Raw genomic sequence first — 15,956 nt, forward strand, 5'->3', positions numbered from 1 at the left:
GCTTTTGTTTTCAAGCCCGCACTTTAAAAAAATATTCCAGTGAATTCTCTATTCCAAGAACTTCGTTTTAAACTACCGACTAAATAGAGCCCCCATTAAGCCCCAATTCCTCATCACGCAGTTGCTTCACCTCATCGCGCAGGCGGGCGGCGGTTTCAAATTCCAAATTGGCGGCGGCTTCGCGCATTTCTTTTTCCAAGGATGCGATGACGCCGGCCAGATTGTGGCCTTTTCCGCCGGGTGCCATACTGGCGACGCCTGCTTTACTTTCCTGCACGCCTTTAGCTGAGCGTTTATTCGGGTCGCGGCCATTGGGCACAAGATCAGACGCCGCGTTTTTCTTGCCGCCAATATCTTCCATAATATCTTCGACCGCGCGCACCACTGTTTTGGGCGTGATGCCATGTTTTTCATTATGCGCACGCTGGATATCGCGGCGGCGTGTGGTCTCGCTCATGGCGCGTTCCATAGAGCCAGTCACCTTGTCGGCATATAGAATAACGCGCGCCTCTGAATTACGCGCGGCGCGCCCAATCGTCTGCACGAGCGAGGTTTCAGAGCGCAAAAAGCCCTCCTTATCGGCATCGAGTATCCCCACAAACGCACATTCGGGGATATCCAACCCCTCCCGCAACAGGTTTATACCTATCAGGCAGTCAAACACGCCAAGGCGCAGATCGCGGATGATCTCTATGCGCTCCACCGTGTCGATGTCAGAGTGCATATAGCGCACTTTCACGCCCTGCTCGTGCATATAATCTGTGAGGTCTTCAGACATCTTCTTTGTCAGCGTCGTCACCAAACTTCTAAATCCACGCTGGGTTGTGTTTTTGACCTCGGCGATCACATCGTCCACCTGATTGGCACCGTCCTTGGACACGGGACGCACCTCCACAGGCGGATCAATCAAGCCCGTCGGGCGGATAATTTGCTCGGTAAACACGCCCTGTGTTTGCTCCAGCTCCCATTTGCCGGGAGTGGCCGACACATGCACAGTTTGCGGGCGCATGGCCTCCCATTCCTCAAATTTGAGGGGGCGGTTATCCTTACAACTGGGCAAGCGGAAACCAAATTCCGCAAGCGTGTTTTTGCGGCTGCGGTCGCCCTTATACATCGCCCCAATTTGAGGGATGGTTTGGTGGCTTTCATCGACAAAAACCAGTGCATTATCTGGTAGATACTCGAAAAATGTCGGGGGCGGTTCCCCCGGTTTACGGCCCGAAAGATAGCGCGAATAATTTTCAATGCCGGCACACGAACCCGTCGCCACCATCATTTCCATATCAAACTCTGTGCGCTGCTGAATCCGCTGAGCTTCGAGCAATTTACCCTCGGCTTCAAACCGCGCTACGGTCTGCTTCATTTCCTCCTTTATGTGCTTAACAGCCTGATTCAAAGTTGGCCGAGGTGTCACATGGTGAGAGTTCGCATAGACTTTGATTTTGCCCAGCGGCTTGGATTTTTTTCCCGTCAGCGGATCAAATTCCACTATGGTTTCAATCTCATCGCCGAAAAAGCTGATTTTCCAAGCCCTATCCTCCTGGTGGGCAGGCCAGATATCGAGCACATCCCCTTTGATGCGGAATGTCCCCCGCCCAAACGCCACATCATTGCGTGTGTATTGCAGCGCCACCAAATCCTGCGCAATATCTCTAGGGTCTCTGGTTTGCGCCTCTTCCAGCACAAATGTCATCGCGGAATAGGTTTCAACCGACCCAATACCGTAAATACACGACACTGACGCCACAATGATCACATCATCGCGCTCAAGCACCGCCCGCGTCGCCGCATGTCGCATCCGGTCGATGGCTTCGTTTATCGAACTTTCTTTTTCAATATAAGTATCGGTCCGCGGAACATACGCTTCAGGCATGTAATAGTCATAATAGGATACAAAATACTCAACCGAATTATTTGGAAAGAAATTCTTGAATTCCGCATACAATTGAGCAGCCAGCGTCTTGTTATGCGCAAGTATGAGAGCAGGCCGCTGTGTGCGTTCAATCACTTGCGCCATCGTGTATGTTTTACCGGAGCCAGTCACACCAAGAAGGACTTGGTCTTTTTCATCTGTCTCAACACCTGTCACAAGTTCTTTTATCGCTTCGGGCTGATCTCCTGCAGGTTCATACTCGGATTTAAGCTCAAAAAGCTTCCCACCTTCAGACTTTTCCCATTGGCGTTCGGGACGGTGCGGTTTCCATACAGACGGATGTAACAACTCTTCTGCACCTTCATATAGAAATGCAGACGCAGGCGCCTCTGAAACAGATTTGGACGATTTGGGAGTTTTCGATGTCTTATTCATTTCAACAATATGATGCGGACAGCAAGCTGAGTGAAGCCCCAAAAATCAATTGTTTTATATGATTTGGCCAAATCTTGTCAGCAGTATACAATCCCAAGAACTAAAATTAGGCCGCTTCTTGCTTGAGCAAGTGAATGCGACCCTTTTCATGAAGTTCATCAGGAATTGTTGAGCGGTTTTCAGCTGTCTCATCTTTACGCGGTAAATACCGCCCGGGAATCGGACGAGAAAATAAAAAGCCCTGCATGTAATCACAACCTTCTGCTTTAAGCAGATCTACATGTGTTTGGTTTTCAATACCTTCTGCAGTCGTTTTCATCCCAAGATCACGAGCCAATCCCATAACAGCTCTAATTATGGCTCGACAATCATCGCGAGTTTCCATTTCCGTTACAAAACACTTATCAATCTTAATTTTATCAAATGGGAAAGCTCGGAGATAATTTAGAGAAGAGAATCCTGTTCCAAAATCATCAAGCGCAATTTTAACACCCAGATCACGCAGCACATGAAGTGTCTTGATATTCACCTCAGATTCTTCCAACAAAACAGATTCTGTGATCTCGAATTCCACACGTGCAGGATCCATAGCGTTATTTGCTAGAGCACTGATAACCGTGGAAATCAGTGATGGATTTTTCATCTGCGTCGGAGAAAGATTAATTGCGACTGAAATATTCTCGGGCCAGGTCGCAGCTTCGGCGATTGCCGTTCTAATGATCCATTCCCCCAGAGGTACTATCAGTCCTGTATCTTCCGCAATCTCGATAAATTCTGTTGGTAGCAAAACATCATTTTCCCCTCGACGCCAACGCAACAAACTCTCGTATCCTTTGATTGTTCCGCTTCTTACATCCATTAAGGGCTGATAATGCATTTCCAGCTCGTTTTCTTGCAGAGCACGGCGTAGGCCAATCTCTAACTGAGTACGACGTTTTGCATCCAAATCCATTTTGGGCTCAAACATACGGTTACAACCACGCCCATCTTGTTTGGCTGCATATAGTGCTAAATCGGCATGCTGCATTATTTCTTTGCTTGTCTCTCCATCTCGTGGTGCGAACGACGTCCCAACACTACCGGAAACAGGCAGAACGCTTCCCATCAACGAAACAGGCTCAAGAAGCGCGTCAGTAATCATATCCGAGGTAAGCATTGCCTCTTCAGCATCATTACACCCCATCTGAAGCACCATAAATTCATCTCCGCCAAGGCGCCCCACTATATCACCATCAGAAATACTCATGGACAATCTATGAGCTACAATTTTTAGAAGAGAGTCCCCAGCAGGGTGCCCCATTGTATCATTTACAGTTTTAAAATTATCCAGATCAATACAATGAAGTGCAAAGGGTTTTCCTTGCGTATGCATACGCTCAACCGCTTTTTCCAATTCAGTAGAAAAATTTGCTCTATTATGCACACCTGTAAGCGCATCAAAGTGCGCCATATATGCTATTTTCTTTTCAGCAGTTCTCTCCTGAGTCACATCAGAACACACGCCTCGGTAGCCAGTAAATTCACCTTCGCAATTTCTTTTTGGGGATGCACTTATCGACCACCACCGCAGCTCACCTTCTATACGAATGGGTACGACGAAATCTCTAAATGACCTTTGATTTAAAAACAGCTCTTGTAATTGCTCTTTGGAATCTTCTTCAAAAAAATGAAGGAAACACTCAGAATTTAGGACTTCAGCAGGGCGTTTAACGGCTTCAGCAAACCGTTGAGAAACACGCCCTAGTAACATGTTTTCATCGGTATCCCACAACCAATCAGATGACTGACTTTCAAAATCATGCAGAAGCAACGAAATAACTTCCTTGGATTCCGAAACGGCATTTCTATCCAGTCTTTGCAACACAAAATTTCGAAAGGTCCACGCAGCATAACGTTGCATAACAACCATAAATATCAAAAATAACGGCACAATTACGAGAAAAGCGACATCCCCGCTCAAAGCTGCTCCAGCGCCGAAACCAGCCAAAATACCAAGCATGAATACCAAAGATGCAACCGGTAAAACAGCAAGCACAAATGACCCCATACTGAGCATGCCAACCGCAACAGCCCCAACAAGGGCTAAATTGGTTTGATCATGCATGATCAAAACCGCAATTAGCAGTCCCCATACAGAACCAATACCGGCAGCCCAAAATCCAATCTTTTTAAACTTTTGTGAGGTATGAAAATTTTTGTCAGGCTGCTGTATAGACAGCTGCCAAGATCGGATCATCACATACGCTAGGACCCCTGCAGAATAGGCCCAAGAAAACATTATTGGACCCAGACTACTATTGTGATGCAAAATTGATAAAAATGCCCCAGTCGCAGTTAGCCCAAAAGCAGCAACAGGTGCCATTCCAAGGAATGCACGATATTGTTCAGCCTGAATCCATGCTTTTTTCTCTTCTGGAATTTCAACTTTTCCCAGAAAAAAAGACGTAAAACTAAACTGTTGCATTCATGCACACCCAGCAATCTATAACTTCTCACCAGCCAACATTACCAGTCACAGCTGGACATATAATTAAACGAGAAGGTTATTTTTCCAGATTACATTAACCAACACATATATCCCAACACTAGAAACCCACCCTTAAAACAACTCTGAGGGTTGAATCAACTTGCTGTGGCTTGGTGAGTGTTTAATCCTATTAAAACAACAACATGCCCCATGAAACCTCATTGTGCACGTTGACGTTTATGGGGGTGTTTTTACAATGAATCTCTATCAGAATCCTGCGCATGAAGAACAGTCTAAAATTCTGTTTCCGCCGCCTGGTTATCGAGAAAGTCGCCTACAAAAAGCTTGCTTTCATCTTTTGAAAACTCAACCTGACAAAAGCATAAAATCCGGAATACCTATCAGTCAAAAGGTCTCCTTCCTTGTGTTTTTGACAATCACTTGCGCCCTTTTCATCCTCGGACAATTTTCCATAAATGACATAATGGTCGTGTTTTCAATCTTCCTACTTTTACAAGTTATTTTTCGGTTTTACGCCGCTATAATAAGCATTTTCAACAGTCCCAAAACTAAGAGCACGTCTCCTTCAAAAAAAAGCGTTTCATTTGCCCTTCCCAAATTCACACTTTTAATCCCTTTATATCATGAACAAGCAGTCGCCTCACGTTCAGTATCAGCTATGGAAGCTTTAAATTACCCTGCAGATAAATTGGAAGTTTTCTATCTAACAGAGGAAGACGATAAAGCGACTGAGAGCGCCTTAAAAAAAGCTATCAAACATCAAAATTTTAAAATTATTTCTGTACCAAAACATGCCCCAAGGACTAAACCCAAAGCCTTAAATTACGGGCTTCAGTTTTCCACCGGTGATATTGTTACCGTTTATGACGCCGAAGATATCCCTCATCCGCAACAATTGTTGGCCGCCGCACAAGCGTTTCAAAATGGAGGCACGAACCTTGCTGTCATTCAAGCGCCCTTACACGCCTATAATGGGGAAGAAAGTTGGATTGCCAGCCAATTTGATCTTGAATACGCTATTCATTTCGATGTGTGGCTTCCAGCAATGACAAAAATGGGATGGCCAATACCTCTTGGTGGTACGTCCAACCATTTTAAGAAAAATGTCCTAGAAAAAGTTGGCGCTTGGGATCCTTTTAACGTCACAGAAGATGCAGATTTAGGATATCGACTTGCCTTAAATGGATATAGCGCCGGAATGATCGAGCTGCCTACTAGAGAGGAGGCACCAATCAACCTTGCACAATGGTTACCTCAAAGGACGCGCTGGATTAAAGGCCATATACAATCTCTCGCTGTTCTCTCTCGAAAACCATTCGAAACGATTAAATCATTAGGTCTCTGGCGATCATTGGGCTGTTTAATCACATTCGTTTCAGCAATTTTAACGGCAGGGCTTCATGGGCCTTTATTGCTATATTTGGCATACAGCATCATCACCGCTCCAAATACCCTGAACCCATTGCACTTAATTCCTATTATTTTAGCTTTTTCCAGCGTCATCCTTGCCGCTTTAGCTTCCAGCGCTGTAACACACTGCTTTAAACCCCTCCTCACCGCTCCTTTTTATTGGCCCCTTATGAGCTTTGCCTTCATAAGAGCAATATGGGAATTACATACACGCCCTTATATCTGGTCAAAAACCCAACATGGTATCTCAAAATCAAAAATTCCGTTACTACATAAAGAACCAGTGACGTAATAATAAGCAATGGAAAATGGCTGCAATGATATACAGTTTTGGGATCACATTGTGTGGCATAATATTGTGTGGGGCGAGCGCCTATTTTTGCTTTGAACGCGCACACAAGCCGCATGACAACCCTGAACCACGCCTAATTCCTTGGCGTTTCTTAGCTCTCCTATCTGCAGTCATAGGACTTTTGCTCGTCGCCAAAATATTTAACAGCCTTGGCTTTGAAACAGGTCCTGACAAGTCGCCTTTTGGTCGATTTCATTAACAAGAAAATGAAACTTTAGTCTTTTTTCTCAGTATTTAGATGAAATGCTTGGCGAGCGATCAGGCGCGACCGAGAGAAAAACTGTCTCCGCGTCAACGCAGTCACCACTAATGTCGCCACAACAGCAAAAGCAATTGGTGAAACAAACCAAGCCAGGATTGGTATTGCCATAAAGAAACTTCGCAGACCGTAATTGAACTGTTTGCTAGCTTCGACATTCATCTCAGCCGCAGCAGCCGCATTCTCATGAGAATTGCTCTGCCCATGCTCTGGTGTCGCTGCAATCATCACCGCACAATAGTTGAACAGACGGTATGACCAACCAAATTTGAAGAAGGCGTATGCATACATACTCATCAGCACGACAATTTTTAAATAAAACAATTCTTGAGACGGACTGATGTGAAGCAGGGAACGTTCTAGTGCAGCCTGAAAATCATCAGCGGCAGTCAACAAACCAAATCCACCACCTATCGCCAGCAATGAAGTGGATGCAAAAAAGGAAGTTGATTGCTGAAGTCCCGCTATAATATTGCCATCCAAAATGCGTACATCACGATCTGCCATTAAATGCATCCAACGACGACGTTCTTCATGCATGGCATATGAAAGCGTTAAATGACGCCACTTGCTGTCATCTGTGACCCACGCAAAAACCCGCCAAACTAGAAAAAACCAGAGCAATGCAAGAGTGTCTTGCAGCGGCATCATCAAACTTAAATGAAACATATCGACTGCTCCTAATCTTAGACTCAGCCTGAATCTCTAACCGGCCTCTGAAGTGCGGATTATAATAAACTTCAACGCAGATCAACGTTTATGCGATAGAGATAAACAATGTAGTTGAAGGTTTTGTTACCTACTGGTCAAAGGTTTAGCAAAATAAACTTCTTGAATGCGTGTATTGCCTGTGAAAGTCAGGGTTTTGACATCCCCATCTAGTTTAATATTCACTGTATTTGTTTGATCCGGCCAAATTTCTTGTAGTGCTGAATATTGCACAATCAATCCTTCAACACCCTGCAACAGTGATGTCTCTTGATAGACCCATATATACCCGCCCTCAAATTCAAACCCGATATCGTTTACGTCAATTTCTTCATTTTTAAGATTAGAAAGGCGAAAAGACTGCGTTACATATTGCGCAAATTTTTCTTGCACTTCATCAGAGGAAATTATCGATTGAGGCGTAGCTCCAACAAGATGAGCTGCATGTTCTGCATCATGCTGGGAAAAACGATGCACAATCTCAATAACACCTGTACGATAATTGGGCTCAATTGTCGCAATAGCTGCTTTCTGAGGATGAGCAAAAGAAGCGCCTTGCCCTAAAAGGACAAGGCACGCCAATATTGCATAAGAAGCAATTTTAGAGATCATTCAGCAGCCTCAACTGCGGCTTCTTCTTTTTCTACATCGTCAACTTTAAGCTTTGTGGTCATATCATGCATGATATCACGCCCGTTCAGGCTTGAACTACGCTTACTTTTATAGGCTTCGATACGTGACGGTATAATTTGACGTGGGAAGTAGTTGTTATCAACGTCCACATCGGCAGTCTCCCAATTTGGATCGACAATAACTTGCGTTAACTGCTTTCCTTTTGGATATGTAAGCAATTTACGCACCTTTGCTGGACTACGTCTCCAAATCTCTGCGGGAATATATTCACGTTCTGTCGAACCGTCTGTGAACTCAAGATCAAGGATAATTGGCATAACCAAACCACCTATATTTGAGAACTCAAGAACATAATAATTCTGATCTTCTTCAACAGCCCGGTCAAATGCTTCTCGTTCCCAAGGCTTCAAACTATCCAAGAATGATTTGTATTCGTTTCTTTCCTTGTTAGTGACGGTATAAATGTCATTCTCGTCATAGAAATCACGAATTTTCGGGTTAGAATCTACCCAAGACTCAATACCCTCAGCTTTATCAAGTTCAACACCAACTTTATTTGGTTTGTCAGCATTTTCCTGACGTTGACGTGGATAGTCTATGTCTGGGTCTTTCGTATCCAATTGCAGCTTGTAAACACCATCAATAGAGATATCGACATGATCTGTCGTATAGAACCAACCGCGCCAAAACCAATCAAGATCAGTCCCAGAAGCTTCCTCTATGGTTCTGAAAAAGTCTGACGGTGTAGGGCGTTTAAACTTCCAGCGACGTGCGTATTCTTTGAATGCAAAATCGAAATTCTCACGCCCCAAAATAGTATCACGCAAGATATGCAAAGCAGCAGATGGTTTGCGGTATGCGTTGGAGCCTAAATTTAGCACCGAATCTGACTGTGTCATAATCGGCACTTGATTTGATGAAGCCATATATGCAGTCACATCACGCGGCAAACCCGCACCAGTCCAAGGCATATCAGGATCCCACTCATAACAAGCGATCAGATCTAAGAATGAATTGATACCCTCATCCATCCAAGTCCACTGACGTTCATCTGAGTTCACAGTCATAGGAAAATAAATATGCCCGATTTCATGGATCACAACACCAACCAAAAACACCTTCTCTGACATGGTGTATGTACGACTACCATCATCCTGAAGTGTCGTACGCGGCCCGTTAAACGTAATCATGGGGTATTCCATACCACCTACAGGTCCATTAACGGATTGAGCTGTTGGATATGGATAATCAAATGAGAAACGTGAATAGACTTTAAGTGTATGCACGATCGCCGCAGTTGAATATTTTTCCCAGAGTTCTCCACCCTCTTTGGGCCAGAATGACATTGCCAAGACCGTGTCATTTTCTGCGCCCGGCTGTTTGTGAGCCTGAGCGTCCCACATAAATTTACGCGAAGATGCCCAAGCAAAATCGCGCACATTGTCAGCAACAAAACGCCATGTCTTTTTGCCTGTTGGGTTGGATTTTTCATTTTCCAACGCCTCTTCCGGTGTCACGATATACATCGGAGCATCAGTTTTATTTCTAGCTTGATTCAAACGCGAACGTTGCGTGGCTGACAATACAGCACTTGCATTTTGAAGTTCACCCGTTGCCGATACAATGTGGTCATTTGGAACGGTTAACTGAACATCGTAATCACCAAATTCTAGCGTAAATTCACCGCGACCAAGAAATTCTTTATTGTGCCAACCTTCATAATCAGAATAGGCGATCATGCGAGGAAACCATTGCGCAAGCAGGAAAATATCATTCCCGCCTTCTCGCTCATCATCCGGGAAATGTTCAAAACCAGATCGCGCGGATACGATATTTTCCTCTACAATCAAATGCTCCCAATCAATTGAAAAGGTTGTAGATTTACCTGATGCTAGAGGCGTTGGAAGATCAATACGCATTAGCGTTCCAACGATAGTGTAAGGCAATGCATTTCCGCGAGTATCCGCTACGCGCGTGATGTCATAACCATAGTCATTATCAGCCATGTCTTGCTGGCGCGCAATTTCACCCAAGCTAAGTTTCGCAGGCTCACCATTCCCGCCAGCACTAACTGCTGGCCCACGGCGACCTACACCACCAAAATCAGTGGCCAATTCTTTCATAGAATCGCGCTTGAATATATTTTGCTCAAGCTGCAACCATAGATATCGCAAAGTATCGGGAGAATTATTCGTATACGAAATTGTCTCTTTACCGATCAATTTACGGTTTTCTTCGTCCAATTCGGCACGGATACTATAGTCTGCTTCCTGCTGCCAATATTGATGCCCCGGCTCACCTGCTGCATTCCTATATACATTTGGAGAAGGTAAAACTTCATCCAATTGACGGAATTTATCTTGAAAATCCCCTTTGGTCTGCTGAATACCTTGAGCGTGAGCTGAACTCAAAAAAGCAACACATGCACAGCTTATAGCCACTGCCAATCGTCTCATTATCTTCCTCGTCAGAAATTCCATTTGGAATGTTTCTAACAAAAAATTCAGAAAAAGCGAGCCGTATGCGTCAATCTGACTATTCAAGACTGAAAAAACTTACATCAAAGCAAAATACGCTCTAATTAATCACCCATTACGGGAATTCGCGCAAGAAACAAGCACATGAATCTCAGAACAAAAGTGATTTTCATCCAACACACTTTGTAGCCCATCAATCAATCCGCCCATTCCTCTGGAGACTTGCTCTTGCGCATATGAAGAACCGCCGCTTTTTTGCAAAGAAACAACAAGTGAACGGTATAAATCCATCATATCCGTTCCAAATCTCCATTCAGCTATACTGGTTCCGCCCACCAATTCATGCATCTTTAGAAGAGATTCTTCGGTGAACAAATGAGTGTGACCACCGGACAATTGTCTTGGAAAAATGTCTTGCATGGCATTTTCTAGAAAAACAGATGGTGAAAACATCGGCACTGAATAATAGAGAAAAGAAGCCTTACTTTTCTTCACCGCATCAAAAAATCGTTCTGGTTCGCGTAGATGCTCGATTACACCGATAGCTGACACAACATCAAAAGCCGTACATCGAACAGCTTCATACAATTCTGTTTCATCAACACAATGGAGTGGTTCACAACCGAGATGGTTTTCGATCTGACTATTTCCATATGCTGTCATTGTTTCGCTAACATCAATGCCTAAGGACGCAAATCCAAGCTTTTGAGCCGCATAGACAAAGTATCCCCCACCGCAACCAACATCCAAAATACCTGTTGGAGTACGAGGAAGGCTATCTTTCAGAAATTCAGCTTTTGGAATATAAATTTTCTCGGCACGAGATGCATATTCATTATCAATATAATTATTGGCATAATCTGTTCCACCATCGGCAACATATAGTGAATTTACAAAATCCTGTGTGTCATCGTGGCGGCCGTTTAGATGATTACAATTTCGACAAAATACATATTCAACACCATGTGATTTGATGTCGGTTTCTTCTAGCAATACGTCGCCGCATATTTTACAGTTTAAGCGTGCTGGACCTTTAGCATATAATTCGTTCTGACGTTTAGCCTTCGCTAGCAAGTCATCATTGCTGCTAAAAAACTCTTGCTTAGAAGAAGCGTAGAAATTTGAAGATTTAGAATATTTTCGAATAGGTTTAGACATCGCGATATCTATTCACCAATGGATATCGACGCCCTCTGCCAAAATTCTTATCGCCTATTTTTACGCCGGGAGGCGCTTGCCGGCGTTTATATTCATTAATTCGAACAAGACTATCTATTCGCCTGACGACATCCTCAAAATGCCCACGCGAAACAATTTCTTCGATACTTTCTTCTCGCTCAATCAAACCATAAAGAATGTCATCTAATATGTGATAAGGCGGCAGAGAATCTTCGTCCTTTTGGTCTTCACGCAATTCTGCAGATGGTGGTTTGGAAATAATATTTTCAGGAATAACAATGCCATAAGGGCCATGCGCATTCTTTGGAACGTTAGCATTCCTCCAACGCGCCAATTCAAACACTTCTGTTTTGTAGATATCTTTTAGTGGATTATATCCACCACACATATCACCATACAGCGTGGCATACCCAACAGCCATCTCAGACTTATTACCTGTCGTCGTTACCATGTGACCAAACTTGTTTGACAAAGCCATCAGCGTCACGCCACGAACACGAGATTGAATATTTTCTTCGGTCGTATCAGGTGTTGTTCCAGTAAAGGCTTCAGACAACATTTCATCATAAGCATTCACTGCGGATGAAATCTGAATATTGTCGTATTTAACCCCAAGCGCTTCAGCACATTGCTGGGCGTCTAACAGACTTTCGCGAGACGTATATCGTGATGGCATCATCACACACCAGACATTCTCAGGTCCAAGTGCATCAACAGCAATCGCTGCTACCATTGCACTATCAATTCCACCTGAGAGCCCGATCAATACACCGGGAAATCCTGTTTTTCGAACATAATCACCAAGCCCCATCATCGTTGCCAGATAGGTCTCTTCTAGGTCACTACTTAACTCATCTTTTTTACCTTCAACACACATCAAGCCCATAGGCGTGCGTTCCCATACAGATACACTGTAAGCTTCTTCAAAGTCGGGTAATTGCTGCACAATGCGTCCACGAGAATCTATTGCAAAAGACTCTCCATCAAATGCCAATTCGTCCTGTCCACCGACCTGATTAACATAAACCAATGGAAGCCGGAGATCTGCCCATTGCGAAAACGCTTTTAAGCGCGCATCTCTCACATTGCGACGCCAAGGTGATCCATTGGGACTAAGTAGTATTTCAGCGCCTTTTTCCTTCAATGCATCCGGAACGGCTTCAAGCCAAATATCTTCACAGATGGGAAGACCTAATGTGAAACCACGAAACCCAACCGGCAAAGGCTTAGGGCCCTGCTGAAAAGTACGCTTTTCATCAAACACATCATAATTGGGAAGCTCATATTTATGACGAAGCGCTTTGATTTCACCATCAGCTATCAAAGCAACCGAATTGTAAGGTAAAGCCTGTCCTTCTTCCCATACTGGCATTCCAACAACAATACCGGGCCCATCTTGCCTTGTTTGAGATGCAAGTTCATGCGCCGCTCGCAGGCAAGCCTTAGATAGAGCCGGTTTGAGTACAAGGTCTTCAGGGGGATATCCACATAAAAAAAGCTCGGGCAACACGACAAGGTCTGCACCACATGCGTGTGCTTCTTTGAGAGCCCCTACCGCTTTCTCAAGATTCGCGTCTACATCGCCAACGATTGCGTTAAGCTGTGCAGATAAAATGGTTAGTCTATCACTCATGAATATAGACCTAGAGTGCGTCGCCCAATGGGGCAATCTCTCTTCTGTAGGAAGTTCAATTTTATCATGCAATCAATCTATTTAGCTGGCCCATTTAGGAAAGCGCATAAACGCTTTCCCATTAAGGTTTTCACTATCAACTCAACAAGGTAAAGTTGCAACAATTTCGCTTCTTTACGTCAGTGTTGGATATTATTTTGCCAAACTGGCTAGCAAAACATCACACACACGATGCGCTTGGCCATCAGATAAATACGGATGCATCGGGATAGACATAGACTCGCGTGCAGCTTTTTCACATTCCACTAACCCACCTGCTGGGGCGTATGCTGTGAAAGCTTGCATCTGATGCAAAGCAGTGTCGTAGTAAACGGCAGTTGGCACACCTTCAGCCTGCATAGCAGCCCTTACATCATCACGATTTTCAACACGCACTGTGTATAAGCCATACCCATTTTCTGCGCCCGGTTGAGCTTCTTGCAGTGGCAGGATGCCTGTTAAGCGCTCATCATAGATATTGGCAATAGCGACGCGTCGCTCACGTTCTGCACCGAATATATCTAGTTTATCGCTAACCACAGCACATTGAATACTATCGCAACGCCCATTTATACCAACGCGAACCGAAAGTTTACGTTGATTATCAGTACCGTGCCAACGAATTGAACGAAGCACATCAGCAAAGTCTGTGTCAGTTGTTAGAATAGCGCCGCCATCTCCATACCCACCAAGCGTTTTCGTTGGATAAAAAGATGTTCCAGTGATTTCAGCGATAGCTCCTACCCATTTGCCATCTTGTTTTCCACCAAAAGCTTGCGCGCCATCTGCTATAATTCGTAATTTATAAGCATCTGCAATAGCCTGAATGGTGTTGTAGTCTGCTGGCAGACCGTAAAGATCTACTGGCATAATAGCTCTTGCTGTTAAATCGCGACGCGCATTTACAACCTTAATCTGACGCTCAAGGTCGCGAGGGCACATATTAAATGTCTTTGGATCAATATCCACAAATACCGGTGTCGCACCTGCAAGCAAAACAGCATTTGCTGTCGCGTTATATGTAAATCCAGGAATAAAAACAGCATCTCCATGGCCATAGCCAAGTGCAATCAAGGGCATAACCAACGCTTGCGTACCAGAGCCGACTGCCACTGCATCTGCAGCACCCGTCGCCTGAGCAAGTTTTTGTTCCAATTCATCAACCTCAGGACCACCGATATGACGTCCATGGTCTAAAATCGTCGTGAAACGTTTTTCTACTTTTTCTCGAACAAGCTTTTGTTGCGCTTGGAGATCAAAAAACTGAATCGGAGCGCTCTCATCTGCTTGAGGAATGACAACACTTGGTGATTTGGATAGGTCGATTGACATGTAATAATACTCTTACGCTTGTTTGGAGATAGCATTTTCAACGGCTTCGGCTAGTGCAGCAGCGCGTGCACCAGCTTCGCCAGAAATCGGGGAAGGAACTTCATCTATTGCAGCTTGGAAGAAAGCAAAATCAGATTTCTGCAACGGATCCGGTAAAACATCGGAAACATCAAGTTTGATGTCAAAGCCAGTTTCATTTTTCACTGAGCGCGCCAAGAAGTCGATTTCAACCACACCCGATGGGTAAACAATTTTCATTGTCCGCTTACGTTCAGGTGCACAGCGGCTCGCTGTAAATTTTGCAACACCGCCTCCTTCATATTGAATCTCAGCATGTGCTTCATCAGTGCATTTTGAATGCTCGATTTTACCCGAAGCTTTATCAACAGCACCCTTCGCATCAAAAACGGCATTGGCGAGGTCGATGTCATGGACCATCAAGTCAAAAACAACACTCACATCTTCACAACGCCCAGTCGGTGATCTTGGTGCTGCGCGTACGGCCTCAATACTCAGTGGTTTTTCAGGTGCACCTAGAATTCCCATCGCTTCAAAAACAAACCGCTCTTGATGCCCAACTTGAATAGTCGCGCCTTTTTCATCAGCTAAAGCAACGAGAGTGTCTGCTTCTATACCTGTAAGAGCTAATGGCTTTTCAACAAAAACGTGACGCCCTGCACGCAACACTCGACTAGCAAGCTGTGCATGTGTCGTCGCAGGCGTTGCTATCATAATAGCATCACACACTAAAATCAGCGTATCAATATCATCGACAACTTCACCAGCGCCGACTTTATCCACGACTGCCTGAGCAGCTTCGGGATTTAAATCAAAGACTCCCATAAAAACTGCGTTCTCAAACTGAACAATTTTCTGGGCGTGATAGCCAGCAAAGACACCAGCTCCAATTAAACCTACTCTTAACTCAGACACGTAAGCGATCCTTCCAGATCGTAAATTTCGACTCTACCCAACCTTAAAGAAACCAAGACCTGATATACGTCCAATACGCAAGTATCTCGTCCATCAAACAGCATTACGATATTTTACATTGCATGCTTAAAACGATACTTTAAATAGGAAGGACTACAAATTTAATACGAATTGATTTGCGAAAAACTCCCCAATGGGTTGAACA

10 protein-coding genes are annotated in these 15,956 nt (G+C 44.4%); 1 reads left to right on the top strand and 9 read right to left on the bottom strand.

Going from position 1 to position 15,956, the window contains the following annotated elements:
* Positions 1–79: 79 nt before the first annotated feature.
* The gene (gene uvrB / locus HBAL_RS09190; protein WP_015827669.1) at positions 80–2,308 is read right to left on the bottom strand and encodes an excinuclease ABC subunit UvrB; all 2,229 of its coding nucleotides are present in this window, start codon (positions 2,306–2,308) and stop codon (positions 80–82) included.
* Positions 2,309–2,414: 106 nt separating this feature from the next.
* Positions 2,415–4,772, bottom strand: coding sequence for a putative bifunctional diguanylate cyclase/phosphodiesterase (locus HBAL_RS09195; protein ID WP_015827670.1), 2,358 nt, complete (start codon positions 4,770–4,772; stop codon positions 2,415–2,417).
* A 259-nt stretch (positions 4,773–5,031) separates the two neighbouring features.
* Between HBAL_RS09195 and HBAL_RS09200 the strand changes: the two genes are divergently transcribed.
* Positions 5,032–6,498, top strand: a complete 1,467-nt coding sequence (locus tag HBAL_RS09200) for a glycosyltransferase (RefSeq protein ID WP_015827671.1) — start codon at positions 5,032–5,034, stop codon at positions 6,496–6,498.
* Between the two features lie 274 nt (positions 6,499–6,772).
* Here the strand turns inward: HBAL_RS09200 and HBAL_RS09210 are convergent, their stop codons facing one another.
* The 7 genes from HBAL_RS09210 to HBAL_RS09240 form a co-directional block, all read right to left on the bottom strand.
* Positions 6,773–7,486, bottom strand: coding sequence for a DUF599 domain-containing protein (locus HBAL_RS09210; protein WP_015827673.1), 714 nt, complete (start codon positions 7,484–7,486; stop codon positions 6,773–6,775).
* A 126-nt stretch (positions 7,487–7,612) separates the two neighbouring features.
* Positions 7,613–8,137: a DUF6702 family protein gene (locus HBAL_RS09215; protein ID WP_015827674.1), complete on the bottom strand. Its 525-nt coding sequence runs from the start codon at positions 8,135–8,137 to the stop codon at positions 7,613–7,615.
* Positions 8,134–10,614 carry a M1 family metallopeptidase gene (locus HBAL_RS09220; RefSeq protein ID WP_015827675.1) on the bottom strand — a complete coding sequence of 827 codons (2,481 nt, stop codon included), beginning with the start codon at positions 10,612–10,614 and terminating at the stop codon, positions 8,134–8,136. Before HBAL_RS09220 ends, HBAL_RS09215 begins: the two co-directional genes overlap by 4 nt.
* Positions 10,615–10,743: 129 nt before the next feature.
* Positions 10,744–11,793 (bottom strand): class I SAM-dependent methyltransferase, encoded by a 1,050-nt coding sequence (locus tag HBAL_RS09225; RefSeq protein ID WP_015827676.1) that lies wholly within the window; start codon positions 11,791–11,793, stop codon positions 10,744–10,746.
* The gene (locus HBAL_RS09230; RefSeq protein WP_015827677.1) at positions 11,786–13,447 is read right to left on the bottom strand and encodes an NAD+ synthase; all 1,662 of its coding nucleotides are present in this window, start codon (positions 13,445–13,447) and stop codon (positions 11,786–11,788) included. The genes HBAL_RS09225 and HBAL_RS09230 overlap by 8 nt, the downstream gene beginning before the upstream one ends.
* Before the next feature lie 192 nt (positions 13,448–13,639).
* Entirely contained in the window at positions 13,640–14,818 is a 1,179-nt protein-coding gene (locus tag HBAL_RS09235; RefSeq protein ID WP_015827678.1) for a DegT/DnrJ/EryC1/StrS family aminotransferase, read from the bottom strand.
* Positions 14,819–14,830: 12 nt separating this feature from the next.
* A complete protein-coding gene (locus tag HBAL_RS09240) occupies positions 14,831–15,751 on the bottom strand; it encodes a Gfo/Idh/MocA family protein (protein WP_015827679.1) in 921 nt (306 codons plus the stop codon).
* Positions 15,752–15,956 lie beyond the last annotated feature (205 nt).

This window comes from Hirschia baltica ATCC 49814, assembly GCF_000023785.1.
Classification (GTDB): domain Bacteria; phylum Pseudomonadota; class Alphaproteobacteria; order Caulobacterales; family Hyphomonadaceae; genus Hirschia; species Hirschia baltica.

Coding starts and splice junctions, on each gene's coding strand:
- uvrB (WP_015827669.1), bottom strand. CDS start 2,308: ATGAATAAGACATCGAAAACTCCCAAATCGTCCAAATCTGTTTCAGAG.
- HBAL_RS09195 (WP_015827670.1), bottom strand. CDS start 4,772: ATGCAACAGTTTAGTTTTACGTCTTTTTTTCTGGGAAAAGTTGAAATT.
- HBAL_RS09200 (WP_015827671.1), top strand. CDS start 5,032: ATGAATCTCTATCAGAATCCTGCGCATGAAGAACAGTCTAAAATTCTG.
- HBAL_RS09210 (WP_015827673.1), bottom strand. CDS start 7,486: ATGTTTCATTTAAGTTTGATGATGCCGCTGCAAGACACTCTTGCATTG.
- HBAL_RS09215 (WP_015827674.1), bottom strand. CDS start 8,137: ATGATCTCTAAAATTGCTTCTTATGCAATATTGGCGTGCCTTGTCCTT.
- HBAL_RS09220 (WP_015827675.1), bottom strand. CDS start 10,614: ATGAGACGATTGGCAGTGGCTATAAGCTGTGCATGTGTTGCTTTTTTG.
- HBAL_RS09225 (WP_015827676.1), bottom strand. CDS start 11,793: ATGTCTAAACCTATTCGAAAATATTCTAAATCTTCAAATTTCTACGCT.
- HBAL_RS09230 (WP_015827677.1), bottom strand. CDS start 13,447: ATGAGTGATAGACTAACCATTTTATCTGCACAGCTTAACGCAATCGTT.
- HBAL_RS09235 (WP_015827678.1), bottom strand. CDS start 14,818: ATGTCAATCGACCTATCCAAATCACCAAGTGTTGTCATTCCTCAAGCA.